This window comes from Leptothrix ochracea, assembly GCF_041083635.1.
Lineage (GTDB): Bacteria > Pseudomonadota > Gammaproteobacteria > Burkholderiales > Burkholderiaceae_C > Sphaerotilus > Sphaerotilus ochraceus.
This window is the reverse complement of sequence record NZ_JBFPHB010000010.1, coordinates 20,409-46,312: the sequence shown is the minus strand read 5'-3', so window position 1 is coordinate 46,312 and position 25,904 is coordinate 20,409. Positions and strand designations below refer to the sequence as shown.

At 62.3% G+C, this 25,904-nt stretch carries 28 protein-coding genes and 1 tRNA gene; 11 read left to right on the top strand and 18 right to left on the bottom strand.

Annotation, left to right across the window (positions count from 1 at the left end):
* Positions 1-47: 47 nt before the first annotated feature.
* Positions 48-611, top strand: coding sequence for an oligoribonuclease (gene orn, locus AB3X39_RS05125; RefSeq protein WP_369416287.1), 564 nt, complete (start codon positions 48-50; stop codon positions 609-611).
* Between the two features lie 12 nt (positions 612-623).
* Here the strand turns inward: orn and AB3X39_RS05120 are convergent, their stop codons facing one another.
* Genes AB3X39_RS05120 through AB3X39_RS05110 form a run of 3 tightly spaced genes read right to left on the bottom strand, consistent with a single transcriptional unit; the run spans position 624 to position 2,184 of the window.
* Entirely contained in the window at positions 624-995 is a 372-nt protein-coding gene (locus AB3X39_RS05120) for an SMR family transporter (RefSeq protein ID WP_043909853.1), read from the bottom strand.
* 5 nt (positions 996-1,000) lie between these two features.
* Entirely contained in the window at positions 1,001-1,360 is a 360-nt protein-coding gene (locus tag AB3X39_RS05115) for a thioredoxin domain-containing protein (RefSeq protein WP_009453551.1), read from the bottom strand.
* A 47-nt stretch (positions 1,361-1,407) separates the two neighbouring features.
* Entirely contained in the window at positions 1,408-2,184 is a 777-nt protein-coding gene (locus tag AB3X39_RS05110) for a class II glutamine amidotransferase (protein WP_369416286.1), read from the bottom strand.
* 200 nt (positions 2,185-2,384) lie between these two features.
* Between AB3X39_RS05110 and cysK the strand changes: the two genes are divergently transcribed.
* Both cysK and AB3X39_RS05100 read left to right on the top strand, forming a co-directional pair.
* Positions 2,385-3,362: a cysteine synthase A gene (gene cysK, locus AB3X39_RS05105; protein WP_369416285.1), complete on the top strand. Its 978-nt coding sequence runs from the start codon at positions 2,385-2,387 to the stop codon at positions 3,360-3,362.
* Between the two features lie 19 nt (positions 3,363-3,381).
* On the top strand, positions 3,382-4,398 hold the full coding sequence (locus AB3X39_RS05100) for a sulfate ABC transporter substrate-binding protein (protein ID WP_043909847.1): 1,017 nt from the start codon (positions 3,382-3,384) through the stop codon (positions 4,396-4,398).
* A 13-nt stretch (positions 4,399-4,411) separates the two neighbouring features.
* Here the strand turns inward: AB3X39_RS05100 and AB3X39_RS05095 are convergent, their stop codons facing one another.
* The 3 genes from AB3X39_RS05095 to cysM form a co-directional block, all read right to left on the bottom strand.
* Positions 4,412-4,969: a DUF924 family protein gene (locus AB3X39_RS05095; protein WP_369416284.1), complete on the bottom strand. Its 558-nt coding sequence runs from the start codon at positions 4,967-4,969 to the stop codon at positions 4,412-4,414.
* A 22-nt stretch (positions 4,970-4,991) separates the two neighbouring features.
* Positions 4,992-5,921, bottom strand: coding sequence for a CysB family HTH-type transcriptional regulator (locus tag AB3X39_RS05090; RefSeq protein ID WP_369416283.1), 930 nt, complete (start codon positions 5,919-5,921; stop codon positions 4,992-4,994).
* A 144-nt stretch (positions 5,922-6,065) separates the two neighbouring features.
* Positions 6,066-6,971 carry a cysteine synthase CysM gene (gene cysM / locus AB3X39_RS05085; RefSeq protein WP_369416282.1) on the bottom strand — a complete coding sequence of 302 codons (906 nt, stop codon included), beginning with the start codon at positions 6,969-6,971 and terminating at the stop codon, positions 6,066-6,068.
* A 112-nt stretch (positions 6,972-7,083) separates the two neighbouring features.
* On the opposite strand from cysM, the gene AB3X39_RS05080 reads away from it, so the two are divergent.
* Both AB3X39_RS05080 and AB3X39_RS05075 read left to right on the top strand, forming a co-directional pair.
* Positions 7,084-7,168 (top strand) — tRNA-Leu (locus tag AB3X39_RS05080).
* Between the two features lie 78 nt (positions 7,169-7,246).
* Positions 7,247-7,846 (top strand): rhomboid family intramembrane serine protease, encoded by a 600-nt coding sequence (locus AB3X39_RS05075; RefSeq protein WP_369416281.1) that lies wholly within the window; start codon positions 7,247-7,249, stop codon positions 7,844-7,846.
* Positions 7,847-7,992: 146 nt separating this feature from the next.
* On the opposite strand, the gene AB3X39_RS05070 is transcribed toward AB3X39_RS05075, so the two are convergent.
* From AB3X39_RS05070 to AB3X39_RS05040, 7 genes are all read right to left on the bottom strand, one after another.
* Positions 7,993-9,303, bottom strand: coding sequence for a phenylacetate--CoA ligase family protein (locus AB3X39_RS05070; RefSeq protein ID WP_369416280.1), 1,311 nt, complete (start codon positions 9,301-9,303; stop codon positions 7,993-7,995).
* 59 nt (positions 9,304-9,362) lie between these two features.
* Positions 9,363-10,178 (bottom strand): ABC transporter ATP-binding protein, encoded by an 816-nt coding sequence (locus tag AB3X39_RS05065; protein WP_009453543.1) that lies wholly within the window; start codon positions 10,176-10,178, stop codon positions 9,363-9,365.
* Between the two features lie 13 nt (positions 10,179-10,191).
* Positions 10,192-11,523: an ABC transporter substrate-binding protein gene (locus AB3X39_RS05060; protein ID WP_369416279.1), complete on the bottom strand. Its 1,332-nt coding sequence runs from the start codon at positions 11,521-11,523 to the stop codon at positions 10,192-10,194.
* A gap of 41 nt (positions 11,524-11,564) precedes the next feature.
* Entirely contained in the window at positions 11,565-12,629 is a 1,065-nt protein-coding gene (locus AB3X39_RS05055; RefSeq protein ID WP_369416278.1) for a branched-chain amino acid ABC transporter permease, read from the bottom strand.
* A gap of 10 nt (positions 12,630-12,639) precedes the next feature.
* Complete coding sequence (locus AB3X39_RS05050) at positions 12,640-13,569, bottom strand: branched-chain amino acid ABC transporter permease (protein WP_369416277.1); 930 nt, start codon at positions 13,567-13,569, stop codon at positions 12,640-12,642.
* Positions 13,570-13,600: 31 nt separating this feature from the next.
* Positions 13,601-14,398 (bottom strand): ABC transporter ATP-binding protein, encoded by a 798-nt coding sequence (locus AB3X39_RS05045; RefSeq protein WP_369416276.1) that lies wholly within the window; start codon positions 14,396-14,398, stop codon positions 13,601-13,603.
* Between the two features lie 106 nt (positions 14,399-14,504).
* Entirely contained in the window at positions 14,505-16,451 is a 1,947-nt protein-coding gene (locus tag AB3X39_RS05040; RefSeq protein ID WP_369416275.1) for an AMP-binding protein, read from the bottom strand.
* A gap of 157 nt (positions 16,452-16,608) precedes the next feature.
* Here AB3X39_RS05040 and AB3X39_RS05035 point away from each other — a divergent pair, with 157 nt between their 5' ends.
* The 4 genes from AB3X39_RS05035 to AB3X39_RS05020 all read left to right on the top strand — a co-directional run bounded on the left by AB3X39_RS05035 (position 16,609) and on the right by AB3X39_RS05020 (position 20,031).
* Positions 16,609-17,343 carry a Crp/Fnr family transcriptional regulator gene (locus AB3X39_RS05035; RefSeq protein ID WP_369416274.1) on the top strand — a complete coding sequence of 245 codons (735 nt, stop codon included), beginning with the start codon at positions 16,609-16,611 and terminating at the stop codon, positions 17,341-17,343.
* A 230-nt stretch (positions 17,344-17,573) separates the two neighbouring features.
* Entirely contained in the window at positions 17,574-18,428 is an 855-nt protein-coding gene (locus AB3X39_RS05030; protein WP_369416273.1) for an Nmad3 family putative nucleotide modification protein, read from the top strand.
* 13 nt (positions 18,429-18,441) lie between these two features.
* Positions 18,442-19,134 (top strand): Nmad2 family putative nucleotide modification protein, encoded by a 693-nt coding sequence (locus tag AB3X39_RS05025; RefSeq protein WP_369416272.1) that lies wholly within the window; start codon positions 18,442-18,444, stop codon positions 19,132-19,134.
* Positions 19,135-19,827: 693 nt separating this feature from the next.
* A complete protein-coding gene (locus tag AB3X39_RS05020; RefSeq protein ID WP_369416271.1) occupies positions 19,828-20,031 on the top strand; it encodes a hypothetical protein in 204 nt (67 codons plus the stop codon).
* Between the two features lie 81 nt (positions 20,032-20,112).
* Here the strand turns inward: AB3X39_RS05020 and AB3X39_RS05015 are convergent, their stop codons facing one another.
* On the bottom strand, positions 20,113-21,036 hold the full coding sequence (locus tag AB3X39_RS05015; protein ID WP_369416270.1) for a 5'-nucleotidase: 924 nt from the start codon (positions 21,034-21,036) through the stop codon (positions 20,113-20,115).
* A gap of 198 nt (positions 21,037-21,234) precedes the next feature.
* Between AB3X39_RS05015 and AB3X39_RS05010 the strand changes: the two genes are divergently transcribed.
* Positions 21,235-21,654, top strand: a complete 420-nt coding sequence (locus AB3X39_RS05010) for a TPM domain-containing protein (protein WP_369416269.1) — start codon at positions 21,235-21,237, stop codon at positions 21,652-21,654.
* 22 nt (positions 21,655-21,676) lie between these two features.
* Here the strand turns inward: AB3X39_RS05010 and AB3X39_RS05005 are convergent, their stop codons facing one another.
* Positions 21,677-21,832: a hypothetical protein gene (locus tag AB3X39_RS05005; protein WP_369416267.1), complete on the bottom strand. Its 156-nt coding sequence runs from the start codon at positions 21,830-21,832 to the stop codon at positions 21,677-21,679.
* A 22-nt stretch (positions 21,833-21,854) separates the two neighbouring features.
* Between AB3X39_RS05005 and AB3X39_RS05000 the strand changes: the two genes are divergently transcribed.
* Positions 21,855-22,082, top strand: coding sequence for a hypothetical protein (locus tag AB3X39_RS05000; protein WP_369416266.1), 228 nt, complete (start codon positions 21,855-21,857; stop codon positions 22,080-22,082).
* A 28-nt stretch (positions 22,083-22,110) separates the two neighbouring features.
* Here AB3X39_RS05000 and AB3X39_RS04995 read toward each other — a convergent pair whose 3' ends face one another.
* From AB3X39_RS04995 to gspE, 3 genes are all read right to left on the bottom strand, one after another.
* Positions 22,111-23,109: an AAA family ATPase gene (locus tag AB3X39_RS04995; protein WP_369416264.1), complete on the bottom strand. Its 999-nt coding sequence runs from the start codon at positions 23,107-23,109 to the stop codon at positions 22,111-22,113.
* 106 nt (positions 23,110-23,215) lie between these two features.
* On the bottom strand, positions 23,216-24,433 hold the full coding sequence (gene gspF / locus AB3X39_RS04990) for a type II secretion system inner membrane protein GspF (RefSeq protein WP_369416262.1): 1,218 nt from the start codon (positions 24,431-24,433) through the stop codon (positions 23,216-23,218).
* A gap of 25 nt (positions 24,434-24,458) precedes the next feature.
* Complete coding sequence (gene gspE, locus AB3X39_RS04985) at positions 24,459-25,877, bottom strand: type II secretion system ATPase GspE (RefSeq protein WP_369416337.1); 1,419 nt, start codon at positions 25,875-25,877, stop codon at positions 24,459-24,461.
* Positions 25,878-25,904 lie beyond the last annotated feature (27 nt).

The window sequence follows — 25,904 nt, the reverse complement described above, 5'->3', positions numbered from 1 at the left end:
CTGGGAGAATCGCCGCCGCTTTAGCCATTGGTATCGGAGAGAACACCATGAACCAAGAGATCTTGCTTGCCCGCAACGACCAGAACCTGATCTGGGTCGATATGGAGATGACCGGGCTCAACCCGCAAACCGACCGCATCATCGAAGTGGCGGTGGTCGTGACCGACGCTCAACTCAACGTGCGCGTTGAAGGCCCGGTGATCGCCGTCCATCAGTCGGACGCCGTGCTCGATGGCATGGACGCTTGGAACAAGGGCACCCACGGCAAGAGCGGTTTGATCGATCGCGTCAAGGCTTCGACCCTTGACGAAGCGGCCGCCCAAGCGCAACTGCTGGCGTTTCTGCAAGCCTACGTGCCGACACGCACCTCGCCGATGTGCGGCAACACCATCTGCCAAGACCGGCGCTTCATGGCCAACTACATGCCGCAGCTCGAAGCCTTTTTTCACTACCGCAACTTGGATGTCAGCACCCTCAAAGAGCTGGCGCGCCGCTGGAAGCCCAGCATCATGGACGGCTTCAAGAAGCGCCAAGCCCACACCGCTTTGGCCGACATTCAAGAATCGATCGATGAGCTGATCTATTACCGCGAGCACTTCCTCGCGCTCTGATCCCGCCGTGGTTCAAGCCCTTGAGACCACGCCCACGCCGATCAAAATGAGGCTGATGCCAGCGATCTTGGTCGGGTTCAGGGACTCACCCAACCACCACCACGCCGCCAAGGCGTTGACCACGTAGCCCAGCGAGAGCATGGGGTAGGCGATGCTGACGGGCACGCGGCTCAGGGCCAAGATCCAGAGGACCACGCTCAAGCCATAGCAGCCCAGCGCCGTGAGGATGGTGGGCTGCGTCAGCAACTTCCAGCCGATGGGCACGATGTTGGCTGCGCTGAACGCAAACGCGCCCACCACCTGCGTGCCGGCTTTCATCAGCAACTGCGCCACCGCGTTGAGCAGCACACCGGCCAAGATCAGGGTGAAAGAGACCAGACTCATGGTGTTCATGGCATGAATGTGCCCAGCAGCGTTTTGACAGCGGCGTCATCGATAAGACCCAAGCTGCCTTGCAGACCGCGCTGGATGAGTTGGCGGGCGGTTTGAGCGTGGGGTGTGACCGGACCGAAGAAGCGGGCGTCCAGACCGTGGGCAATCAGCAAGGTGGGGAAATTGACCACATCGATGCGACCCAGCGCTTCGTCATCGTCTTCCACATCCAGCCAGACAAAGCGTGCTTGGGCCGCGAATTCACGCCCCAAATCGTCGAAGGTTTGGCGGTAACTGTCGCAGGTACGGCACCAACCCGCGCACAGGCAGGCGACCAGCAGTGCTGGGGAAGGTTCCGGGAGCGGGGCGAATGTCATGGGTGAGGTTCTGAACGGCAGGTGCAAACACGCCGAGCATAGGCGGATCAAGCAGCAAGAGCATGAACAGCCCGTGATGTGATTGGCTGTGATTGAATTTGATGTGACCAGACTTCCTCACCTCGCACAAACACCTTCATCTCGCCGGGCACAAAGCTGTGCCAGGGATGCGCGCCGCCGAGGGGTTCGGTGGCGATTTGCACCATTCGGGGGGTGTCTCGGCCGTGGTGCTGTGTGTGTTGTGTCCAGGTCAAGCGGGTGGCACACAAGGTGTAGAGCGCCTGACCATCGGTGAAGGTCAGATTGAATTCACCATGGCGACCGATCTGGCTGGCCAACTCGGCCAAGAGGGTGGCAATGTCTTGCCAATGCGGTTCGGCTTGGGCCTTGAGCTGGCGGCGCAGTTGTTCCATCAACCAGCAAAAAGCGTATTCGCTGTCGGTCTGACCCACCGGGACGTAGTCACCGGACAGGGCGGGGGCAAAGTCAAGCAGCTTGCCGTTGTGGCAAAACGACCAGCGTCGGCCGCGCCACTCGCGCTGGAACGGGTGGCAGTTCACCGGGGCCGGAATGCCATGCGTGGCCTTGCGCACATGGGCCAGCACGGTGGTGGCTTGGATGGGGTAGAGGCAGAGGAAATCGGCCAACGCCGAATCCGCCGCCCGTTGGGGATCGATGAAAAGGCGGCAGCCCTCACCGTCGTGGAAGGCCATGCCCCAGCCGTCCACATGTTCACCCGTGCGACCACCGCGCGCGGTGAAGGTCCGCAAAGCGGCCTGAACGGTCATCGGCCGGTTGCTGTTCATGGCGAAGAGTTGGCACATGGGATGGACGATAAATCGCGCCAAGGGCCCTGAACAAGGAAGCATTTCGCGCTTGCTTATCCGGGCCACGCCTCAACGCGCAGGTGAGGGGGTATCGACGCTTTCCGCATAACCAACGTCGGAATCATTCGTTCCGCTTGATGGGAACCGTCGTTACGCTGATGCGCATGGTTGAGTTTTAAGACGCAAGAGAGACGTTGATGAGTACTTGGTTTGAAGACAACTCGCTGTCCATCGGTCACACCCCGTTGGTTCGGCTCCATCGCATCACCCAAGGGGCCAAAGCGACGGTGCTGGCCAAGATCGAGGGGCGCAATCCGGCGTATTCGGTCAAATGTCGTATCGGTGCTGCCCTGATCTGGGACGCAGAAAAGCGCGGTCTGCTGGGGCCGGGCAAGGAGTTGGTCGAGCCGACCAGCGGCAACACGGGCATCGCTTTGGCCTTTGTGGCCGCTGCACGGGGTATTCCGCTGACGCTGACCATGCCAGATACCATGAGTCTTGAGCGGCGCAAGTTGTTGCTGGCCTACGGGGCCAAGTTGGTCCTGACCGAAGGGGCCAAGGGCATGAGTGGTGCGATCGCCAAAGCCGAAAGCATCGCGGCTTCAGATCCCAAATACGTGCTGCTGCAACAGTTCAAAAATCCAGCCAACCCTGCGATCCACGAGGCCACCACCGGCCCTGAGATTTGGGATGCGACCGATGGGGCGGTCGATATTTTTGTTGCCGGCGTGGGCACCGGCGGCACCATCACCGGCGTGTCGCGCTACCTCAAGCACACCCGGGGTAAAGCCATCACCTCGGTAGCGGTGGAGCCCAGTGCCAGCCCCGTCCTGACCCAGTACCGCAATGGCGACACCCTCCGCCCCGGTCCGCACAAGATCCAAGGCATTGGCGCGGGCTTTGTGCCGCAGGTGCTGGATCTGTCGTTGATCGATGCCATCGAACCGGTCAGCAACGACGACGCGTTCGCCTTTGCCCGCCGTTTGGCGTTGGAGGAGGGCATTCTTTCCGGCATTTCCAGCGGTGCTGCCGTGGCCGCTGCCCTGCGCTGGGCCCACAAACCCGACCACGAAGGCAAAACCATCGTGGTGTTGCTGCCAGATTCTGGCGAGCGTTATCTCAGTTCAGTGCTGTTCGAGGATCTGTTTGATGCCTCGGGACTGCCAAGAATCTAAACGTGGCCCCACCATGTGTATGTCTGTTTCACGATGCTCCTTCATCCGTTCAACCCTTCTGGCCTTGGTTTTGGGCACAAGCGTCTTTGGCTTGGCGGCCAAGGATCTGACCTTGCTTAATGTCTCGTATGACCCGACGCGTGAGCTTTATCAGGGCATCAACAAAGCGTTTGCGGCCCATTGGAAAGCCAAGACCGGCGACAGCGTGGTGATCAAGCAGTCGCACGGCGGCTCGGGCAAGCAAGCGCGTTCGGTCATTGATGGCCTCGACGCCGATGTGGTGACGCTGGCGCTGGCGTATGACATCGACGAAGTGGCAGCGCGGGCCAAACTGCTGCCCGCCGACTGGCAAAAGCGCCTCAAGCACAACAGCGCGCCGTACACCTCGACCATCGTGTTTTTGGTGCGCAAGGGCAATCCCAAGGGCATCCGTGATTGGGACGATCTGATCAAACCGGGCGTGGCGGTCATCACCCCCAACCCCAAGACCTCAGGCGGTGCCCGCTGGAACTATCTGGCCGCGTGGGGCTATGCCCTCAAAAAATACGGCTCGGAGGTCAAGGCGCAGGACTTTGTCGCCAAGGTGCTGGCCAACGTGCCGGTGCTCGATAGCGGCGCACGCGGCGCGACCACCACCTTTGTGGAGCGCGGCGTGGGCGATGTGCTTTTGGCGTGGGAAAACGAAGCCCTCTTGGCGCTCAAGGAGCTGGGTCCGGACAAATTTGACGTGGTCGCCCCAAGCGTGTCGATCTTGGCCGAGCCACCGGTGGCGGTGGTGGACAAGGTGGTGGATAAGCGCGGCACCCGTGCGGTGGCTCAGGCCTATCTGGAATATCTCTATTCGCCCGAAGGCCAAGACATCGCCGGTCAGAACTACTACCGCCCGATCGAGCCGGCGGCGGCTGCCAAGTACGCCAAGCAGTTCCCCAAGATCAGTTTGTTCACCATCGACGACGTTTTTGGGGGCTGGACCAAGGCGCAAAAGACCCACTTCGCCGACGGCGGCAGCTTCGACAAGGTTTATACGAAGCGCTGATCACAAACGTTCATCAAAACGACGACCCTGGCGTTTGCAAGAAGGCCAGCTCTTCCGCTGTCGAGGGGCGGCCGAGGATGGCGTTGCGGTGTGGAAAGCGACCAAAGCGGTCGATGATCGCTTGGTGGCGCAGTTCGAAATCGAGGCTGTTGCTCACGCCCAGTGCGCTGAACAGCTTGACGGCCACGGTGTGGATCTGGCGCGACTCACTGTGCATGTAGGGCATGTAGAGAAACGTGCGCTGCCCCAGAGCAAGTTCAGCATCGGCGTGGAGCGCCACCGCTGTTTGGGCCAGCGTCAGCGCCATGGCGTCACAGGCAAACGCTTCGGGCTGCCCGCGATAGATCTGGCGGGAGAACTGATCCAGCACGATGATTTCGGCCAACCGACCCTCGGCTGAAGTGCGCCAATCGTCCAGCTCACCTTGCCGTGCAGCCTCATGCAAGGCTTTGAAGCGCGCCTTGATGTCTTGGTCAAGGGCTTCGGACGCGGACCACCACTGCTGGGGGCGGAGCTCGTTGAACCAAAAGTTGAGCACGACGTGTGGGCCGGGCAAGACCGAGGTATCCATGGCGCTGACTCCTTGTTGGGGCCTAGGGGACGGATGTTAGGGCTTCTTCCACCACCGAGCGGGTCAAGGTGGGCGCAAACGACGCGATGAAGTCGTAGACATAACCGCGCAGCCATGTGCCACGGCGGATGGCGAGGCGGGTCAGGTTGATCTCGAACAGATGCCGGGCGTCCAGCGCCCGCAAGGTGCGGTCGCGTTCGGCGTCAAAAGCCATGGAGGCGACGATGCCCACACCCAAGCCCAACTCGACGTAGGTCTTGATCACGTCGGCGTCCATCGCCCCCAAGACGATTTCAGGTTGGAGCCCGACGTTGGCGAAGGCCTCGTCGATGTGTGCCCGGCCGGTGTAGCCGGGCTCATAGGTGATGAGCGGGTACTCGGCCAACTGCGCCAAGGTGATCGGCTCGGGGCTGTCGAGCAGGGCATGCCCAGGTGGCACCACCACGCTGTGGGTCCAGCGGTAGCAGGGCAGGGCGATCAGGGCGTCGTAGTGCGCCAAGGCTTCGGTGGCCACGCCGATGTCCGCCTCGCCCGAGAGCAGCATCTCGGCCACTTGCTTGGGTGAGCCTTGCTGCAAGTGCAGTGTGACCTTGGGATAGAGCTGGCGGAAGTCGCGCACCACAGCGGGCAGAGCGTAGCGGGCTTGGGAGTGGGTGGCGGCAATCGACAGTCGCCCGTTGTCTTGGGCGGTGAAATCTTCGCCCACACGCTTCAGGTTCTCGGCGTCAAGCAGCAGGCGCTCAACGATGGGCAGCACCGCTTCGCCCGGTTGGGTCAGGCCGGTGAGGCGTTTGCCGGCGCGCACAAAAATCTCGATGCCGAGTTCTTCTTCCAGCTCACGGATCTGGCGACTGATGCCGGGCTGCGAGGTGTGCAACACCCCCGCTACTTCGGTCAGGTTGAAGCCGGAGCGGGTGGTTTCGCGCACAGCGCGGAGTTGCTGAAAATTCATGGGGTCTTTGCGGTCACGACGAAGGGAGCCGTCGAACCCGAGGGCAGCGGAACAGGACTGCATTGTCCGTACCGCTGCTTATGAAGACAACGACGATGAAGTCCTAAGCATCCTCGCTTTTCATATAACTCTTCGGCGCACTCCTCAGGCCGGAAAGACCCCGGTCGAGAGGTAGCGATCGCCTCGGTCGCAGACGATGAACACCACCGTGGCGTTGGGTTGCTGTCGGGCGATCTGCATCGCGGCCCAGCAAGCACCACCGGCTGAGATGCCGGCAAAAATGCCTTCGGTGCGGGTCATCTGGCGGGCGGTTTCTTCGGCATCGGTCTGGCTCACATAGACCAGCTCATCGACCCGTTGCGGTTCATAGATGCGCGGTAGGTATTCCACGGGCCACTTGCGGATGCCGGGGATGCGCGAGCCTTCCGAGGGCTGCACACCGACGATACGCACCTTGGGGTTGCGCTCTTTCAGGTAACGGCTCACCCCGGTGATGGTGCCGGTGGTGCCCATGGCGCTGACGAAGTGGGTGATGCGCCCATCGGTGTCGCGCCAGATCTCGGGGCCGGTGGTTTCAAAGTGGATGCGTGGGTTGTCGCTGTTGGCAAACTGATCCAGCACCCGGCCCTTGCCTTCGGCGGCCATGGTGTCGGCCAGATCGCGGGCGTATTCCATGCCACCCGACTTGGGCGTCAGGATCAGCTCGGCGCCGAAGGCTTTCATCGTTTGGGCACGCTCAATCGAGAGGTCCTCCGGCATGATCAGCACCAGCCGGTAGCCGCGCACCGCGGCGGCCATGGCCAAGGCGATGCCGGTGTTGCCCGAGGTGGCTTCGATCAGTGTGTCGCCGGGGTGGATCTCGCCGCGTTCTTCGGCGCGCCGGATCATGCTGATGGCGGCGCGGTCCTTGACCGAACCCGCCGGGTTGTTGCCCTCCAGCTTGCCCAGCACGACGCTGGACGCGTTCACGCCGTTCAAGCCCGGCAGGCGTTGCAGGCGCACCAAAGGGGTGTGGCCGATCACATCTTCGACGGTGAAGTAGGTAGGCATGGGCAATCAATCTCCTTGAAGCGAATTGTGGCAGCAAGGTGGAATAGAGGTTGCATTCCTCTAAAAAATCGTGCCATAATCTTGGACCGCGCCCGATCAGCGCAACCACATGGCCGAAGTGGCGAAATCGGTAGACGCAGGGGACTCAAAATCCCCCGCCGCAAGGTGTGCCGGTTCGAGTCCGGCCTTCGGCACCACTGATCAAAAAAGCCCCGCTGCGCACTGAATAGGTTCGCAGCGGTTTTTTTTTACCGGATCTCTCCCCGGACCCGACCATGCCGCAGCTTCCTCCCATCACCCGCGCTTTGCTGCTGATCTGTACAGCTGTGTTTTGTGCGCAGATGCTGCTCGGCGACTGGATCGAGGTTTGGTTTGCGCTTTGGCCCTTGGGCTCGGGGCATTTCTTGCCGTGGCAGGTGCTCAGCTACGCCTTTTTGCACGGCGACATGGGCCACTTGTTCTTCAACATGCTCGGGCTGTGGATGTTCGGGGCTGAGATCGAGACGATCTTTGGCCCCAAGCGCTATATGCAGTATTTGGCAGCCAGTGCCTTGTCGGGGGCGTTGATTCAGTTGCTGATCTCGCCCTTGCTTGGGACGATGGGGGCCACCATCGGGGCCTCAGGGGCCTTGTTTGGGCTGCTGCTGGCCTTTGGCACGCTCTTTCCCGACCGCATCATCATGCCGCTCTTCCCGCCGATCCCCATGAAGGCCAAGTACTTCGTGCTGGTCTTCGGTGCGATCGAACTCTTTTTCGGCATGACCTCCATGCGTGGCGGCGTGGCGCACTTTGCTCACCTTGGCGGCATGTTGGGCGGCTGGCTGATGTTGCGCTACTGGCGCGGCCTGCCGCCGTTCCCGCCCCGGCGTCGCTGAAAACGATGCACTCGCACCCTGATCGCCTCGAACCTGTGCGCAAGCACTTTGTGGTGGTGGACCGGGCGGTTTGAGTGCCATCCCCCGTTCGCCCTGAGCATGGGTTTCGACAGGCTCAACCCGAACGGGCTGATCGGGTTTCCCGATCATTTGTATGAGCGGGCGTCTTCGATGACTTTGCCGTCGTTGGGCAGGGTGTTGGGGGGCAGGAGGGTGATGTTGCCGCGTAGTTTGGTGATGTCGCGCAGGGTTTCGGCGACGCGGGTGGGGAGGTTTTCGGAGGCGGAGGCGACTTCGATGTGGAGGGTCATGCGGTCGGCGGACATCTCGCCTTCGACGACCAAGCGGGCGCGGAGGATTTCGGGGTGGCGTTTGGCGACTTCGGCGATTTGGCTGGGGTGGACGAACATGCCGCGCACCTTGGTGGTTTGATCAGCCCGGCCCAGCCAGCCCTTGATGCGTTGATTGGTGCGGCCGCTGGGGCAGGGGCCGGGTAGGAGGGCGGAGAGATCGCCGGTGCCGAAGCGGATCAGCGGGTAATCGGGGTTAAGCACCGTCACCACCACTTCGCCGACCTCGCCGTCGGGCACGGGGTTGTGGGTGCCGGGGCGAACGATTTCGAGGATGACGTGTTCATCGACCACCAAACCTTGGCGGGCCGAGGTTTCGAAGGCGATCAAGCCGACGTCGGCGGTGGCGTAGCACTGGTACGCCTGCACGCCGCGCTCGATCAGCCAGTCGCGCAGCGAGGGTGGGAAGGCTTCGCCGCTGACCAGCGCTTTGCAAATCTGGCCCAAGCCCCCACCCCCCGTGCCACCCCCCGTGTGGGCTTCGGCGGCTTTCTCGACCAAGATTTTCAAAAAGCTCGGGGTGCCGATGTAGCCATGCGGGCGCAGTTCCTGAATGGCTTGGAGTTGCAGTTCGGTGTTGCCGACCCCGCCCGGAAACACCGTGCAGCCGAGGGCGTGCGCGCCAGTTTCCATCATCGAGCCAGCGGGGGTGAGGTGATAGCTGAAGCTGTTGTGGATCAAGTCGCCGCGCTCAAACCCGGCAGCGCGGATGGCGCGCGCCATGCGCCAGTAGTCCAGCGCTTCGCCTTCGGGCTCATAAATGGGACCGGGCGACTGAAAAACCCGCCGCGCACCGTCACTTTGGCTGTGACCATGACGGGCGGGCTGGCCGCGCCAGCCGATGGTGGCAAAGCCGCCAAAGACATCTGAGGCGCGCTGCGTTTTTTGCTGCTCCAGCACCTCGTACTTGCGCAACACCGGCAAGGCGGCCAGCGTGGCGCGGTCGGTGATGCGGCTTGGGTCGATGCCCGCCAGACGCTCGCTCATGGCTGGGCTGTGGGCCTGCGCGTGGGCGATCAGGCCGGGCAGGGCGGCAAACAAGGCCGCTTCACGCTCAGCCGGGGCACGGACCTCAAGGGGGTCCAGGGCAGAGATGGAGATCGTCATGGGGCGCTTTCCTCGTGGGCCGTGACTTGGGGTAGAGGGTCGTGTTCTTGGGGATGGGTTCAAGCCAGCCAGCGCTTGCGGCGCTTGTAGCTCTTGACGTCTTTGAAGCTTTTCCGATCACCGCCGCCCACGCCGAGATAGAACTCCTTGACGTCCTCGTTCTCGCGCAGCGCTTTGGCTTCGCCGTCCATGACGATGCGGCCACTTTCCAAGATGTAGCCGTAGTCGGCGTAGCGCAGGGCGATGTTGGTGTTTTGCTCGGCCAGCAAGAAGGTGACTTTCTCCTTGGTGTTCAGGTCTTTGACGATCTCAAACACCTCTTCGACGATCTGCGGCGCCAAGCCCATGCTGGGTTCGTCGAGCAACACCATCTTCGGATTGGCCATCAGCGCGCGGCCGATGGCGCACATCTGCTGCTCGCCGCCCGAGGTGTAGGCCGCTTGGCTGGTGCGGCGGGTCTTGAGACGCGGGAAGTAGGCGTAAACCTTCTCCAGCGTCTCGGCCACTGCCGCCTTGCCATCACGGCGCGTGTAGGCCCCGGTCATGAGGTTGTCTTCGATGGAGAGGTGCGCAAAGCAGTGCCGGCCTTCCATCACTTGCACCACGCCCCGGTTGACCATCTCGGCCGTCGAGAGCTGGTCGATGCGCTCACCGCGCAGTTCGATGGAGCCTTTGGTGACGTCACCCCGCTCGCCCGCCAGCAAATTGCTGATGGCGCGCAGGGTGGTCGTCTTGCCCGCACCGTTGCCGCCCAGCAAGGCGACCACCTTGCCGTCGGGCACCTGCAACGACACGCCCTTCAGCACCAGGATCACGTGGTTGTAGATGACCTCGATACCGTTGACGTTGAGGAGGATGTGGTCAGAGGCGCTCATGGCAGGGTCTTTCTCAGGATTGGCAGTCGGCCGAGGTGCGGCGGATCAGCTTTTTCTCACCGGCGTATTTCTCAGAGGCCGCCTTGACCAGCGGCTTGATGATTTGCTGGTCGGCTTGCAGCCAGTCGGAGGTGAACTTCCACTTGCTGCCGTCCCAAGTGTGGACCCGCGCCCAATTGGCACCGACGTGGTCAAAGCAGCTGGTCGAAACCGGGCGCATCACGCCGGCAAAGCCCATGCCGTCGAGCTTCTTTTGTTCCAGCGCCAGGTTTTCCAGGCCCCAGCGCACTTGCTCGCCGCTCATGACCTTGCCCTTGCCGTACTTCTCTTGGGCGCGCTTGACGCCTTCGACCGCCAACATCGACGAGATCAGGCCGCGCATGTAGAGCACCGAGCCCACTTCGTCCTTCGGGCCCGTGCCTTGGCCCTTGGCATGCACTTGGGCCAAGACGTCCTTGACCACTTTCGAGCCCGGCTCGGCACCGTGCTGCATGGTCACGGCGTTGTAGCCCTTGGCGCCTTCACCCACGTCCTTCACGTCCGGCTCGGCCCCGGCCCACCAGACGCCGTACATCTTTTCGCGCGGATAGCCGGTGGCTTGGGCTTCTTTGATGGCGGTCGAGTTCATCACGCCCCAGCCCCAGAGCAGCACGTAGTCCGGGCGGCTTTGGCGCACTTGCAACCAAGTGGCTTTTTGCTCGACGCCCGGCGCGGTCACGGGCAGCAGTTGCAGCTCAAAGCCGTGCATGCGGGCGCGCTCTTGCAGCAAGGGGATCGGCTCCTTGCCATAGGGGCTGTCGTGATAGACCAAGGTGATTTTCTTGCCCTTGAGCTTGTCGAGCCCACCTTCTTTGGCGCCGATTTGCTGGATCAGCGCGTCCGCCGCGATCCAGTACGTGCCCAGCAGCGGGAAGTTCCACTTGAAAACACCGCCGTCTTGCGACTCTGAGCGGCCATAACCGGCCGTGATCAAGGGGATCTTGTCGGCCGGAGCTTTCTCGGTCAGGGCGAAGGTCGCGCCGGTCGAGAGCGGCTGGAACACCGTTGCCCCCTTGCCCTTGAGGCGTTCGTAGCACTCGACGCTCTTGTCGGTGGCGTAGCCGGTTTCGCACTCTTCAAAGCTGATCTTGACGCCGTTGATACCGCCTTGGGCGTTGACCAGTTTCAGGTAATCGACATAGCCGTTGGCCCAAGGCACGCCGTTGGGCGCGTACGCGCCGGTGCGGTAGACCAGCACCGGGAAGAACTGTTCCTTGGCTTGGGCCAAGGCGCTGGGGGATGCGACCAGACCAGCCACGCTGGCCACGCTCAGGGCGGCGGCGAGGGTGAGGGACTTCAACTTCATGGAGGGCTCCTTGGGGGGCGGGGGATAAATTCAGGATGGGGTCAGTGCGGGAATGGCCACAGACGCAGCTTTTCCTTGGCGGTGGACCAGAGTCGGGCCAAGCCGTGGGGTTCTTTGATCAGGAAGAAGACGATCAGCGCGCCGAAGATCATCGAGGTCAGGTGCGCGGCCAAGGCGGTGTCGAGCGCGATGCCGAACCATTGCGGCAGGTGGTCGAGCAGGATCGGCAGCAAGACGATGAAGGCCGCGCCGAAGAAGCTGCCCATCACCGAGCCCAGCCCACCGATGATCACCATGAACAGCAGATCGAAGGAGCGGTTGATGCCGAAGGCAGCGGGCTCCCACGAGCCCAGATGGACAAAGCCCCAGAGCGCACCGGCCACGCCGACCACAAAGCTGCTGACCGCAAACGCGCTGAGCTTGGCGTGGATCGGGCGGATGCCGATCACGGCCGCTGCCACGTCCATGTCGCGCATCGCCATCCAAGCGCGGCCGATGTGGCTGCGCACCAAGTTTTTGATCAGCAGGGCAAAAAGCGCCACAAAGCTCAGGCAAAACAAGTACTTCTGCACCGGGGTGTCGATGGCAAAGCCGAAGACTTGCAAGTCAGCCACGTTCACGGAGCCCGAGGATGAGTCGTTGGTGAACCACTTGATGCGCAGGAACGCCCAGTCGGTGAAGAACTGCGCGGCCAGCGTGGCCACGGCCAGATACAGCCCTTTGATGCGCAAGCTGGGGATGCCAAAGAGCACGCCCACGCCAGTGGCGCAGACGCCGCCCAGCAAAATCGCCACGATCAGCGGCATGCCCTCGACCCGTACAAACGCGTTGTAGGCCATGTAGGCCCCCACCGCCATGAAGCCGCCGGTGCCGAGCGAGATTTGCCCGCAGTAGCCGACAAGCACGTTCAAGCCCAAAGCGGCCAAGGACAAGATCAGGAAGGGAATCAGCACCGCCCGGAAGAGGTACTCGCTGGCCAGCAGCGGCACCGCCACGAAGGCCACCAGCATGAGCAAGCTGATGGCGATGCGGTCTTGGCGGATCGTGAAGATCTGCTGATCGGCGCTGTAGGTGGTTTTGAACTGGCCGTTCTCGCGGTAGAGCATGGTGTGTCCCTCAAACCCGATCAATGATTTTTTCGCCAAACAAGCCTTGGGGGCGGATGAACAGCACCAGCAGCGCCAGCACGTAGGCGAACCAGATTTCAATCCCGCCGCCCAGCATCGGGCCGATGAAGACCTCAGAGAGCTTCTCGCCCACGCCGATGATCAAGCCGCCGATGATCGCGCCCGGCACCGAGGTGAGCCCGCCCAGAATCACCACCGGCAAGGCCTTGAGGGCGACCAGTGAAAGCGAGAACTGCACCCCGAGCTTGGAGCCCCAGATGATCCCGGCCACCAAGGCCACAAAGCCCGCCACCGACCAGACGATCACCCAGATGCGGTTCAAGGGAATGCCGATCGATTGCGCCGCCTGATGGTCGTCAGCCACCGCGCGCAGCGCCCGGCCGGTGCTGGTGTATTGGAAAAACGCGCTCAGCACCACCACCAACGCCGCCGCGATCAGCGTGGCCACCACGTCTTCTTGGCTGATGAGGATGCCGCCTTGAAAAAGGGACTCGAACAGAAAGATCGGGTCTTTGGGCATGCCGACATCGATCTTGTAGATCGCCGAGCCGAACAGGGTCTGGCCCGCGCCGTCGAGAAAGTAGCTGATGCCCAAGGTGGCCATCAGCAAGGTGATGCCTTCTTGATTGACCAGCCGCCCGAGCACAAAGCGCTCGATCACCCACGCCACCGCGATCATCACGCCCATCGCGCCGGTGAAGGCCAAGGCGTTGGTGATGAGCTTGTTGTCCAAGCCAGTCAGAGCTGGAAGCCACTCGGCAAAGCGCGCCATCGCCAGCGCCGCGAACAGCACCATCGCGCCTTGGGCGAAGTTGAACACCCCCGAGGCCTTGAAGATGAGCACAAAGCCCAGCGCGACGAGCGAGTACAGCATGCCCGTCATCAGGCCGCCGATCAGTGTTTCGAGGAAAAATCCCATGGTGTCGTTGCCTCGTGAGGTCAGTGGCAAATCAATGGCTGGTGCCGAGGTAGGCGCTGATCACGTCGTCGTTGGCGCGCACCTCGGCGGGGCTGCCGTCACCGATTTTCTTGCCGTAGTCGAGCACGACCACGCGGTCCGAGATGTCCATCACCACGCCCATGTCGTGCTCGATCAGCACCACGGTGGTGCCGAATTCGTCGTTGACGTCGAGGATGAAACGGCACATGTCCTGCTTTTCTTCGACGTTCATGCCGGCCATCGGCTCATCAAGCAACAGCACTTGCGGCTCCATCGCCAAGGCGCGGCCCAAATCGACGCGCTTTTGTAAGCCGTAGGGCAGCCGGCCGACGGGGGTTTTGCGGTGGGCCTGGATTTCGAGGAAGTCGATGATCTTTTCCACCTTCTCGCGGTGCTCGCATTCCTCGCGCTCGGCCGGACCGATGCCGAAGGGGTTGCGCAGCGCTTGCCAGAACAGGTTGCTTTTCATGCGCAGGTTGCGCCCGGTCATGATGTTGTCGATCACGCTCATGCCCTTGAACAGTGCCAAGTTCTGGAAGGTGCGGGCCACGCCCATTTCGGCCACCTGTCGGCTGTTCATGTGGCTAAAACGTTGCCCCCGAAAGGTGATCTGGCCTTCTTGCGGGGTGTAGACACCGTTGATGCAGTTCAGCATCGAGCTCTTGCCTGCGCCGTTGGGGCCGATGATCGAGCGGATCTCGTGCTCGCGCACGTCAAAGCTGATGTCGGTCAGCGCCTTGACGCCACCGAAGCGCAGGGAGATGTTGCTGACGTCAAGGATGACGTCGCCGATCTTTTTCTGAGTCATACAGCCATCCGTTCGTCCTGAGCTTGTCGAAGGGCTCTTGCGATGTGGGGCCGAGGGGCTTCGACAAGCTCAGCCCGAACGGGGGTGGGGGTGGACGTGGTGATGGTCATGCCGCGACCTTCACCGTGCCAAATGTTTTGGCGTCAAGGATCTTGAGCGTGGCGGCGACGCTGCCGCTGCGACCATCCTCAAACTTGACGGCCGTTTCGATGTATTGCTCGGTCTTGCCGCTGTAAAGCGCCTCCACCAGCAGGTGGTATTTGTCGTGGATGAAGCCGCGCTTGACCTTGCGGGTGCGGGTCATCTCGCCGTCGTCGGCGTCGAGCTCTTTGTGCAGCACCAAGAAGCGGTGGATCTGGCAGCCGGCGAGTTTTTCGTCGAGCGCCAGATCGGCGTTGACTTGCTCGATGCAGTCGCGGATCAGGGCGTAAACCTCGGGTTTTTGGGCCAGATCGGTGTAGCCGGCGTAGGGCAGGTTGCGCTTTTCAGCCCAGTTGCCGACGGCTTCGATGTCGATGTTGATGAAGGCGCAGACCTGCTCACGCCGATCACCCAAGGCCACTGCTTCCTTGATGTACGGGAAGAACTTGAGCTTGTTCTCGACATACTTGGGCGCAAACATGCCGCCGTGATGTGGGCCACCGACCAGCCGACCGACGTCTTTGGCGCGGTCGATGATCTTCAGGTGCCCGCCTTCGTCCAGATAGCCCGCATCCCCCGTGTGATACCAGCCTTCGGCGTCGAGCACTTCAGCGGTGGCGGCCGGGTTTTTGTAGTACTCCTTGAGCAAACCCGGCGACTTCACCAGCAACTCACCCGTCTCACTCACCTTGATCTCGACGCCCGAGATCGGCACGCCCACGGTGTCGGCTTTGACCTCGTGGTCAGGTTGCAGGCAGACAAACACGGCGGTTTCGGTCGAACCGTAGAGCTGCTTGAGGTTGATGCCGATCGAGCGGTAAAAGCTGAACAGATCCGGGCCGATGGCCTCACCGGCGGTGTAGGCCACGCGCACCCGGCTCAGACCCAAGGTGTTGCGCAGCGGGCCGTACATCAGCACGTTGCCCAAGGCGTAGTTCAAGCGGTCGAGCAGGCCCACGGGTTTGCCATCCATCAGCGCCGGGCCCACGCGCCGGGCCACGGCCATGTAGTGTTGGAACAGGCCGCGCTTAAGGCGGCTGGCGTCTTCCATGCGGATCATCACGCTGGTGAGCAAGCCTTCAAAGATGCGCGGCGGGGCGAAGTAATAGGTCGGGCCGACTTCTTTCAAGTCGATGGTGACGGTGCTGGCCGATTCGGGGCAATTGACCACGTAGCCACAAACCAGCCATTGGGCGTAGGAAAAAATGTTCTGACCAATCCACGCCGGCGGCAGGTAGGCCAGCACTTCTTCGTGGGCGTTGAGGTGATCGAACGCTGCCCCGGCACCGGCTCGGTCGATCAAGCTGGCATGGGTGTGGACCACGCCCTTGGGGTGGCCGGTGGTGCCCGAGGTGAAGAACATCGCCGCCACATCCTCGGTCTTCAGCACCTCGATCGCTTGCTCAAGAAAGAGGGGGTGTTGCTGAGCATGTTGACGACCGGTGTCGATCAAGCTGTCGAGCGAGCCCAAACCGGGTTCGTCGTAATGACGCAGGCCGCGTGGATCGTCGAACCAGATCTGTGCGAGCTTGGGGCACTGCTCGCGGATTTCGAGCATCTTGTCCACTTGCTCTTGGTCTTCGACCACCGCAAAGCGCACGTCAGCGTTGTGGATCGGGAAGACGAATTCGCTGCTGGCGGCGTCTTGATAAAGCGGGATCGGCACCGCACCCAGTGCTTGCACAGCCAGCAAGGTGGCCGACAGGCGCGGGCGGTTGTCGCCAATCACCACCAGATGGTCGCCGCGTTTGACGCCGGCCAAAGCCAAGCCGCTGGCCAGATGGCGCACCAACTCGCTCAGCTCAAGCCACGTCAGCGTTTGCCAAATGCCGTACACCTTCTCGCGCAAAGCGCTGGCGTGGGGGCGCTGGGCGCGGTGGTCTAGCATCAGACGTGGGAACGTCGCCTGCATCTTGGGTCTCCTGAAAACCGTCCCTGGATCGGGCCATGGATGGGTCCATGGGTGGGATAGGGGCGGATCGTAGGCCCATGTTTGACGTTATGTTGTCGGCTTGACGACAATTTAGGGGTCTTCACCCCCCGTGATTTCCCCAACCTGGTGCGCTGCCATGCCCATGCATCTACCTTTACGCGATCGTGCCCGAACCCTCAGCTCGGCCGAATTGGCGGGCATTCCTTGGCTCAGCACCTTGGACGGCGCCGATCAGCGCTTTGCCACCGACGCCTTGCGCGTGGCCACCGCCGAGGCCGGCGACATCCTGTGCCGCATCGGCCGACCCGTGACGTGGTGGTTTGGTGTCATCGACGGCTTGCTCAAGATGAGCAACGACAGCGCTGGCGGGGCTCCCATCACTTTCACCGGCGTGCCCCCCGGGGCTTGGTTTGGCGAAGGCACCTTGCTCAAGCGCGAGGCCTATCGCTACAACATCGAGGCCCTGCGCCGCAGCACCGTGGTGGGCTTGCCGGTCGAGACCTTTCATGTCCTGCTCGGGCGCAGCATCCCCTTCAACCGCTTTGTGCTCAATCAGCTCAACGAACGTTTGGGCCAGTTCATCGCTGCGCGCGAGATTGATCGACTCAACGACCCCGACTCGCGCGTGGCACGCAGCTTGGCAGCCCTGTTTCATCCGGTGCTGTACCCCGGCGTGGGCGAGTTGCTGCGCATCACGCAGCAAGAACTGGCGTACTTGGTGGGTCTGTCACGCCAACGCACTAACGAGGCCCTGCACACCCTGCAAAACCAAAGCCTGATTCGCATCGAATACGGCGGCGTGCGCGTGCTCGACTTGGACGGCCTGCGCATGTGCGTCGCCGCCAAGGCCGCAGGTGAAGACGAGTTCTAGGTCCCTTGAGTTTTAAGGCTGCGATTCGGGGGGTATGGAGGCGACATGGACAAAACAGACAAAACGGCGCTGTCCGAGCAAATCAGCTTTACCAAGGGGTGTGTCATCCATCGTGCGTGGACGACTGACGAGCGCGCTGATCTATGCTTTTGGTGGTAAGGCTCAATACCATCGAGACGTTCGTGATTTGGAGCTGGTGCTTTACGGCTGAAAATCTTCAAGGGATGGCTATGAAAATTATTCTTAGTCGAAAAGGATTCGACGCAGAAAACGGCGGTATCCCCAGTCCGATCCTGCCTGATGGCACGCTGGTGCCTTTGCCGATTCCTTCGGACTCGGGTCGACCGCTGGCCGAGATTTACTCGCCGGCCGGATCGCTGAGTCAGCTGGTCAATGACCTTGGGGCGCGCGGGCTGAGTTCGGATCAGTGGGTGCATCTGGACCCAGATCTGCGAGCGCAGTCGCTGGTCACGCGCCACCCGAACTGGCGCCCGGCCTTCGGTCAGACCCATGCCGCGCAGGGCCATCTGGACCGCCAGCACGTGGATAAGGGCGACCTGTTCCTGTTTTTCGGCTGGTTCAGGCGCGTAGAGCTGCACGAGCAGCACTGGCGCTATGTGGCCGATGCACCGCAACTGCACTGCCTGTTCGGCTGGCTGCAGATCGGGCAGATCCTGCGGCTGGAGGACGAAGGGACTTCCGAAGATGCGTTGCGCAGTTGGCATGACCACCCTCACGTACAGCTTCGCGGTGCGATGGGCTCTGGAAATACGCTCTATGTGGCCTCTGAGCAGCGGACCGGGAGCGATCAAGCCGGGGGCGGGCAGTTCCCGTGCTGGACCCCTCAGCGCCAGCTGACAGCGCCCGGCGAGAGCCGGTCGGTCTGGCGGTTGCCTGGCTGGATGGACCCAACATCGCCCCTAGGGCTGTCGATGTCCTATCACCGCAACCCGGCGCGCTGGCGCAAGGACGGCGAGCACACCACCTTGCAATCGGTCGCCAAGGGCCAGGAGTTCGTCATGGATGTTGGCAACAACTCCGCCGAAGCCCATCAATGGATCGATTCACTGTTTCTTCAACCCTGAGGGAGATCACACCATGTCAGCAGGACACACCATGGGCTACAAGATGACCCATGACCACGGCTTTGCACCCAACCCGTTCCACGGCTACCTGACGCTAGCGACCTGTAAGCCAGCCCTGCGCCGCAATCGTGGCAAGGGCGAATGGGTGGCGGGCTTTGCTTCACAAGCGCTGTGCCATTCAGCCCGGGAGCAGGGGGTGGCGATCCCCTACATGGGCTTGATCTACCTGATGGAGATCACCGAGGCGCCGATTCCCACGGGCGACTACTTCAACGACGCACGCTTTGTGGCCAAAAAGCCCAAGCCCGATAGCCCCAAGGCCATCGAACGTTGCGGCGACAACATCTATGAGCCTCTGGGTGATGGCCGGTTCCACCAGATCCTGAACGACTTCCATTTCGATGAGCCCCAGACCCCGGTGGAACACAGCCACATGCAGCACGATCTGAGCGGCGAGCGTGTGCTGGTATCCAGCCACTTCTGGTACTTCGGCCGCAAGTGCTGGGTTCCCAAGGGCGGATGGGACCGGCTGCTGGGGGATGCCCATCTTTCCGAGGCACGAACCTTCTGGTGCCCGGACAACTTTGCCAGCAAGGTCAGCGCTCAGCTGGCGCTGGACGGTATCCGTGCCGGTATCCTCGGCGACCCTTGCCTGTGGGAGGGTGATTGCGCCCACCAAGGGGGCTCTTGCAGCTCCATCTGCTGACTCAACATCCAAGGGGTGGGCGGGGGTGAACACTCGGCTTCCGTCGTGTTTGTCAGCGTAAGCCAGCAGGTTGGGTAAGGCAGAATGCCCGGCTCATAAAAGGGGAGTCGGTGTGGAGGCAGTGTTCGGTCGTGGTTTTGCGGAGACATGCAGGCGTTACAGCAATATTCGCGCTGACGTTCGTTGGCTGGTGTCTGATGCCGTTTTGTAAGAGTGGCGCATGCGTGTCGAGGTGCGAGCCATCACCGAAGATGTGCTACGTGATAGCCGAACATGGGCATTGGATGAACGACACGTCAACTGGGATTGGGGACACATCAAGCGCAAGCTCGACACCTACGGTCCCCGCACCTTGGATCTGGCTTTTTATGCTGGCTATCCCGAGCGACCGCAACTGTGTGGCATAGCTGCGGTACAGGTGTCGCCTCATATGCGATGGGTGTCTCTGACTCATTTGGAAGGTGCTCCCCATAAGCACCCATTGAATGGGCTGATTCTTCCCCTCGCTGTGCTTGGAATGAGTCTTTTCAGGGCCCAAGTCAGTACAGAGGACAAGGCCCGGCGAATGGGTCGTCGAATTCTGAACCCCTTGCCCGACGCGTTGGACTGCTATAGCCGTAATGGCTACACTGACCTCGTACAAGAGAAGAAACTTTCGTACATCGTCATCCAACCACCTGTCGAGGCCTAGTCATGAAGACGCTTACCAAGCAAAAGTCAGCTGCTGGCCACAGCCATAACAGCAGCCTAGGGGATCTTCAACAGCAGCGTCTCGCCGATGCGCGTGCTCGCGTGCAGCGTGTGGGTGGTGTGCAGACCTTGGAGCATTTGGTCGCCACGTTTGGCAACTGGCCTGTAGCCGAAGCATCCGGCAAGGTCGTGCCGACCAAAGGGTAGCGGTACCCCAGCGCGAGAAGCGTCATAAAGGGCTGATGAGCTGTGAGGCTCATCAGCCTTTCGTACTTCTGAGTGCAAGAATTACCGATTCCCCCCCGCCACATTCCTCACCCCCGCCACCACATGCCCTGAGGGCACGTGGGCGGCGGCGTGTTCGACGTGGCCGGTTTGATCGTCGAAGAAGAAGTCGGGTTCGAATTCACGCAGGAAATCGCCCTTGGGTAGGCCGCCGAGGAACATGGCTTCATCGACGTCGATGTGCCAGTCCATCAGGGTGCGGATGGCGCGTTCGTGGGCTGGGGCGCTGCGGGCGGTGACCAAGGCGGTGCGCACGCGCATCGCTTTGGGGCTGGCGCTGCCTTCGTGTTGCAGGCGGTGCAGGGCTTCGAGCAGCGGCTTGAAGGGACCGGCCGGCAGGGGCTGGCGGCTTTGGGCGGCTTCGTGGCGCTGAAAGGCTTGCAGGCCGTCGCTTTGGTAGATGCGCTCGGCTTCGTCGGAGAACAGCACGGCGTCACCGTCAAAGGCAATGCGCACTTCATGCGGGTGCGCGGCGCTGGCGTGGGCCGATTGGGGATAGACCTTGGCGGCCGGAATGCCCGCTGCCAAGGCTTGACGCACGTCGTCTTCGTTGGCCGAGAGAAACAGGTGCGCATTGAGCGGCTTGAGGTAGCGCCACGGATTGGTGCCCCGGGTGAACACGCCGCGCTCAATGTTCAAGCCGTAGTGCTGCGCCGAGCGAAACACCCGCATCCCTGAGACCGGATCGTTGCGCGACAGGATCACCACCTCGACCTGCGCCCGCTCGTCGCCTTGATTGAACGCCAGCAGCTTGCGCACCAGCGACAGCGCCACCCCTGGCGCCGCAGGCTGATCCAGCCGGGCCAGCTGAAGCTGGCGGTAGGCGGTGTCGTCGGTGGCCTCGAACAGCCGGTTTTCCTCTTCAAAGTCGAAGAGCGCGCGCGAGGAAATGGCGACGATTAGACGTCCGTCAAGGTTTGCAGCCATGACCGGATCATAGTGATCCAAGGTCAGCAAAGGGGGATGGATGTGAAGCGATATCTGACAAACTGGTTTCGGGCTCTTGGCGTTCTTGGGTTACTTTTTTGGGCTGGTGTGGCGTGGGCTGGGCAAGAGCCGGTGCCCACGCTGACGGGTTCGGTGACCGATGTGGCGGGCGTGTTGTCGGCCCAGTAGCGCCAAACCTTGGAAGAGCGTCTGGCCCAGTTGGCGGCCTCCGGGCCGGGGCGGGATGTGCGGGTGGTGGTGGCGGTTGAAGACCGCAAGATGCGTATCGAAGTGCCCCGTGCCCTCAGCCCAGTGATCTCAGACGCCGCCGCGCAAAGCGTGATCAATCAGCAACTGAAACCTGCTTTTCGCGGGAGTCACTTTGCCGGTGGCTTGTTGGAAGCGGTGGGGCGGATCGGGGAGATGCTGCGTACGGTTCCTGCGGCTGACGGGCTTGATCACCATATCAATCCGCTCACACTGTTCTGGGGTGTGCTGGGCTTGTTTGTGGGAACCATCGTGCTGTCCCTCGTGATGGCTCGCCTCGGAAGCATGACGGTGCCGCTTGGATGGATGTTTTTCTTCCTGCCGATGCGCCTTCGGGGCCTCCGTCATTGAGCAACAGTTTCAGCTCGTCCGGTTACAGCAGTTCCGACAGCAGCTCCAGCAGCAGTTCGGACAGTGGCGGCGGAGGCGGGGCTTCGGGGGATTGGTGAGTGGGTGTTTGATCGCCCAAAAAGGGTCGATGGGGCACCCCGAGAGGGTAGTTCGTGCCAGAGCGGGCCTTTGCTAGCATGGCTGGCCCACGAAAGTTGTCGATGCCTTACTTCCTGTTCGAACTCCACACCCAGCCGGTGCGCTATGTCCGCTTGCTGCAAACCCACGCGAGCTTCAAGCTGGCAAGTGCTGCCGCCAAGGCCTTGCGTTTAAGCACCACGTTGCCGTCGGGTAGCCGCATCAAGCTGATGCACAGCGAAACCGAGTTGCAGGCTGAGTGGCTGTTGATGGAAGAGCGGGTGGACGACAGCAATCCTGGGGATGACTGAGCTGTCCGACCCAGCGATGGCGACAAGCTCAGTGCACAAACCCGATCGTGTTGCGCTTGGGGGCGTTGTTGCCGGGCAAGTCAGCGGCTTCAAGGTGATCGCGACCGGCGAGTTTGGCGTTGCCGAAGGCGCAGAGCCAAGCGCGGCGCATTTCGCGTGGGGCGAGTCGGGCCATGCCGGCCAAGACCGCTTCATGCGGTTCGGGCTCGAAGCGTTCGCCCCAGTGGTGGGCTGAGCGGATCGATTGATAGAGCCGCAAAGCGATGGTGCGGGCGGCGTCGAAGTCTGGACTGCTCACTTCGAAGACGTTCATGCGGTTGAGGATCGGCTCGGGGATGCTGCGTTCGTCGTTGGCGGTGGCCACCCAGATGACTTGGCTGGCGTCGATGGCGACTTCAGCAAATTCGTCGATGAAGTGGTGCGCGGTGTCGTGCTCCAGCAAGCTGTAGAGCGCGCCCAGCGGGTCGTAGGCGTGTTCGCTGCTGGCTTTGTCGATCTCATCGACCACCATCACCGGGTTGGCGTACTGGCCGTCCACCAAGGTTTCGAAAACCTTGCCAGCGCGCGCGCCCTTCCATTGGCTTGACGCCCCTGACAGCACCCAGCCAGCGGTGAGTGAGCTCATCGACACAAAGCCCATGCCAGTGCCGAGCAAATTGGCGATCTCGCGGGCGAAGTGGGTTTTGCCCACGCCGGGCGGGCCCAGCAGCAGGATCGGGGTGATTTCGAGGGCATCGAGGCTGTCTTCGCACAGGGCAAGCTGGCGACGCACGTCGTCGAGCACGTTGTGGAAATTGGGCAGCTCCTCGTAGAGGTGCGCCATGGCGGGCAGGCCGGAGGGCTTGACTTGGAAGCGGTCTGGGCCTTTTTCGAGCATGCGCTCGTAGGTGCTGCGCAGACTTTCGTGATCACGCTGCGGCAGCTTACCCAGACGCTTTTCAACCTCGCCGAGTTGATAGACCGGGCGCATCTTGGCCACCGGAATGGCTTGGGACGGGGTGCGGGAGGGAACCAGATCGGTGCTCATGCCTGCTCCTGAAAGTCGGTACCTCAAGCATGCATGATCCGTGCCGGTTTTGCAGGACGCCGCAGAACGCGTTCTGCGGACGATGTCACTGAACCGCCCCTCAGTGTCACTTCACCCACGTGTTGATTTGGATGATGGGCAGCAGCACGGCCAGCACGATCACCATCACCACCGCGCCCATGACGACGATCAGCAAGGGCTCCAACAGCGTGGCCAGCTGCATGGCGCGACGTTGGACTTCGGCCGAGAGCTGGGCGGCAGCGCGGTCGAGCATGCGTGGCAGCTCACCCGTTTGTTCGCCCAAGCGGGCAAACATCGACAGCAGTCCGGGGAAACGCTTCTTGGCCGCCAGCGCTGCGCCCAGCGGCGCACCTTCGCGCACCCGGGCCAAGGCATCGATGGCGTCGCTGCGCATGGCGCGGTTCGAGAGCGTTTCGGCGGCGGCTTGCAAGGCTTTGAGGATCGGCACCCCAGAGCCCGCCAGCATGGCCAGCGTGCCAGCAAAGCGCGCCGCGTTGTAGCCCCGCGCCAGCCGACCCACCAACGGCAGGGTGAGCCAGAACGCGTCCAGACGCTCGCGGGTGACTTCGTTGCGTCGCGCCAAGACCAGCATGCCGAAGCCGCCGCCCAGACCCAAGGCCAGCAGCCAGCCCCATTGGCGGATGAAGCCGCTGATGGCCAGCATCGCCACGGTCAAAAAAGGTAGGCTGCGCTTGCCGCCGGCAAAAACTTGGGCCACTTGCGGCACCACATAGGTGACCAAGAAGATCACGATCACCACCGCCACCAACGAGACGATGGCCGGGTAGAGCGCGGCGCCGATCAGTTTGGCCTTGAGTGCTTGACGCTCTTCCAAGTCGTCGGCCAGACGTTCGAGCACTTTGCCGAGTTGGCCGCTTTGCTCACCCGCCGCGACCACGGCGCGGTAGACCTCGTCGAACTCGCTGGGCGCGTTGGCCAAGGCGCTGCCGAAGGAGGAGCCGGCGTTGACGTCGGCTTTGAGCTGCGCCATCAACTCGCGCAGGCTGGTGGCCTCGGCGTCTTCGCTCAGGGCGGTGAGGGCGCGCTCCAGCGGCAAACCGGCGCTGACCAGACCAGCGATCTGGCGGGTCCAGATGGCCAAGGTGGTGGCCGAGAAGACCCGTTTGGAGCCGAAGTTGCGGCTGGCGGCGCTGACTTCGCTGGACGCCACCGGCTGCACGTCCAGTGGCACCAGTTGCCGCGCGCGCAATTGGGCCCGCACCGCCTTGGCGTTGTCGGCTTCGAGCAAGCCGGAGCTGGTCTTGCCCTCGGCGTCCAGCGCTTCAAATCGGTAGGCGGGCATGGTGCGTGTCGGTGGGGGATGCCAATCAATCGCGCGTCACGCGCAGCAACTCTTCTTGCGAGGTTTGGCCACTGCGCACCAAGCGCTCGCCGTCTTCACGCAAGCTGTGCATGCCCCCCGCGCGGGCGGCGGCCAAGAGCTGCGACTCGGGCGCACGACCATGGATCAGCGCGCGCAGCGGGTCGTCGCAGACCATCAATTCATAAATACCGCTGCGGCCCCGGTAGCCGCTTTGGCCGCACTTGTCGCAACCCACCGCGCGCCAGCGGCCGGTTGGGGCGTCTTGCACCTTGCAGTGGGTGCAGAGCTGGCGCACCAAGCGTTGCGCCAGCACGCCCAGCAAGCTGGAGCTGAGTAAGAAGGGCTCGATGCCCATGTCCGTGAGACGGGTCACGGCGCTGACAGCGTCGTTGGTGTGCAGCGTCGCCAACACCAAGTGGCCGGTGAGCGAGGCTTGGACGGCGATTTGGGCGGTCTCGAAATCGCGGATTTCGCCGATCATGATCACGTCGGGGTCTTGGCGCAGGATGGCGCGCAGGGCCCGGGCAAAGGTGAGGTCGATCTTGGCGTTGATCTGCGTTTGGCCGATACCGGCCAATTCGTATTCGACCGGATCTTCAACGGTCAGCACGTTGGTGGTGCTGGTGTCGAGCCGCTCTAAGGCGGCGTAGAGCGTGGTGGTTTTGCCCGAACCGGTCGGGCCCGTGACCAAGACGATGCCGTGCGGCTGATGAACCATGCGGTGAAAGCGCGCCAAGGTCTCACCCGCCATGCCCAAGCCTTCAAGCGAGAACTTGGCGTCGCCCTTGTCGAGCAAACGCAGCACCGCGCGCTCCCCATGCACCGAAGGCAGGGTCGAGACGCGCACATCGATGGCGCGCGCGCCGATCCGTAAGCTGATGCGGCCGTCTTGCGGCAGGCGTTTTTCAGAAATGTCGAGCTCGGCCATGATCTTCAGGCGCGAGATCAGGGCGGCGTGCAAGGCGCGATTGGGTTGAACGATCTCGCGCAAGGTGCCATCGACACGAAAGCGCACCGAGGAGTTGCGCTCGTACGGTTCGATGTGGATGTCGCTGGCCCCGTCTTTGGCCGCATGGGTCAGCAAGGCGTTGAGCATGCGGATGATGGGCGCGTCGTTGGCGCTCTCTAGCAAGTCTTCCACGGCGGGCAGGTCTTGCATCATCTGCGAGAAATCGACCGTGTTTTCGACCTCATCGACCACCGCAGCGGCGCTGGATTCACCCCCAGCATAGGCTTGGGCGATGCGCCGCCCCAAGCTCTCGATCGGTTCACGCTCTAGCGCATCGACCACAAAATGGCGCAGCACCTCGCCCAAGGCGTCCTTGGAAACCTCCGGGTCGCCGTAGAGCACCAAGCGGTGACCGTCGTCTTCGATCAGAAGGTTATGCGCCTTGGCAAAGGCGTAGGGCAGGGGGTGACGCAGCACAGCCATGATCAGCCAGCCTCTTGC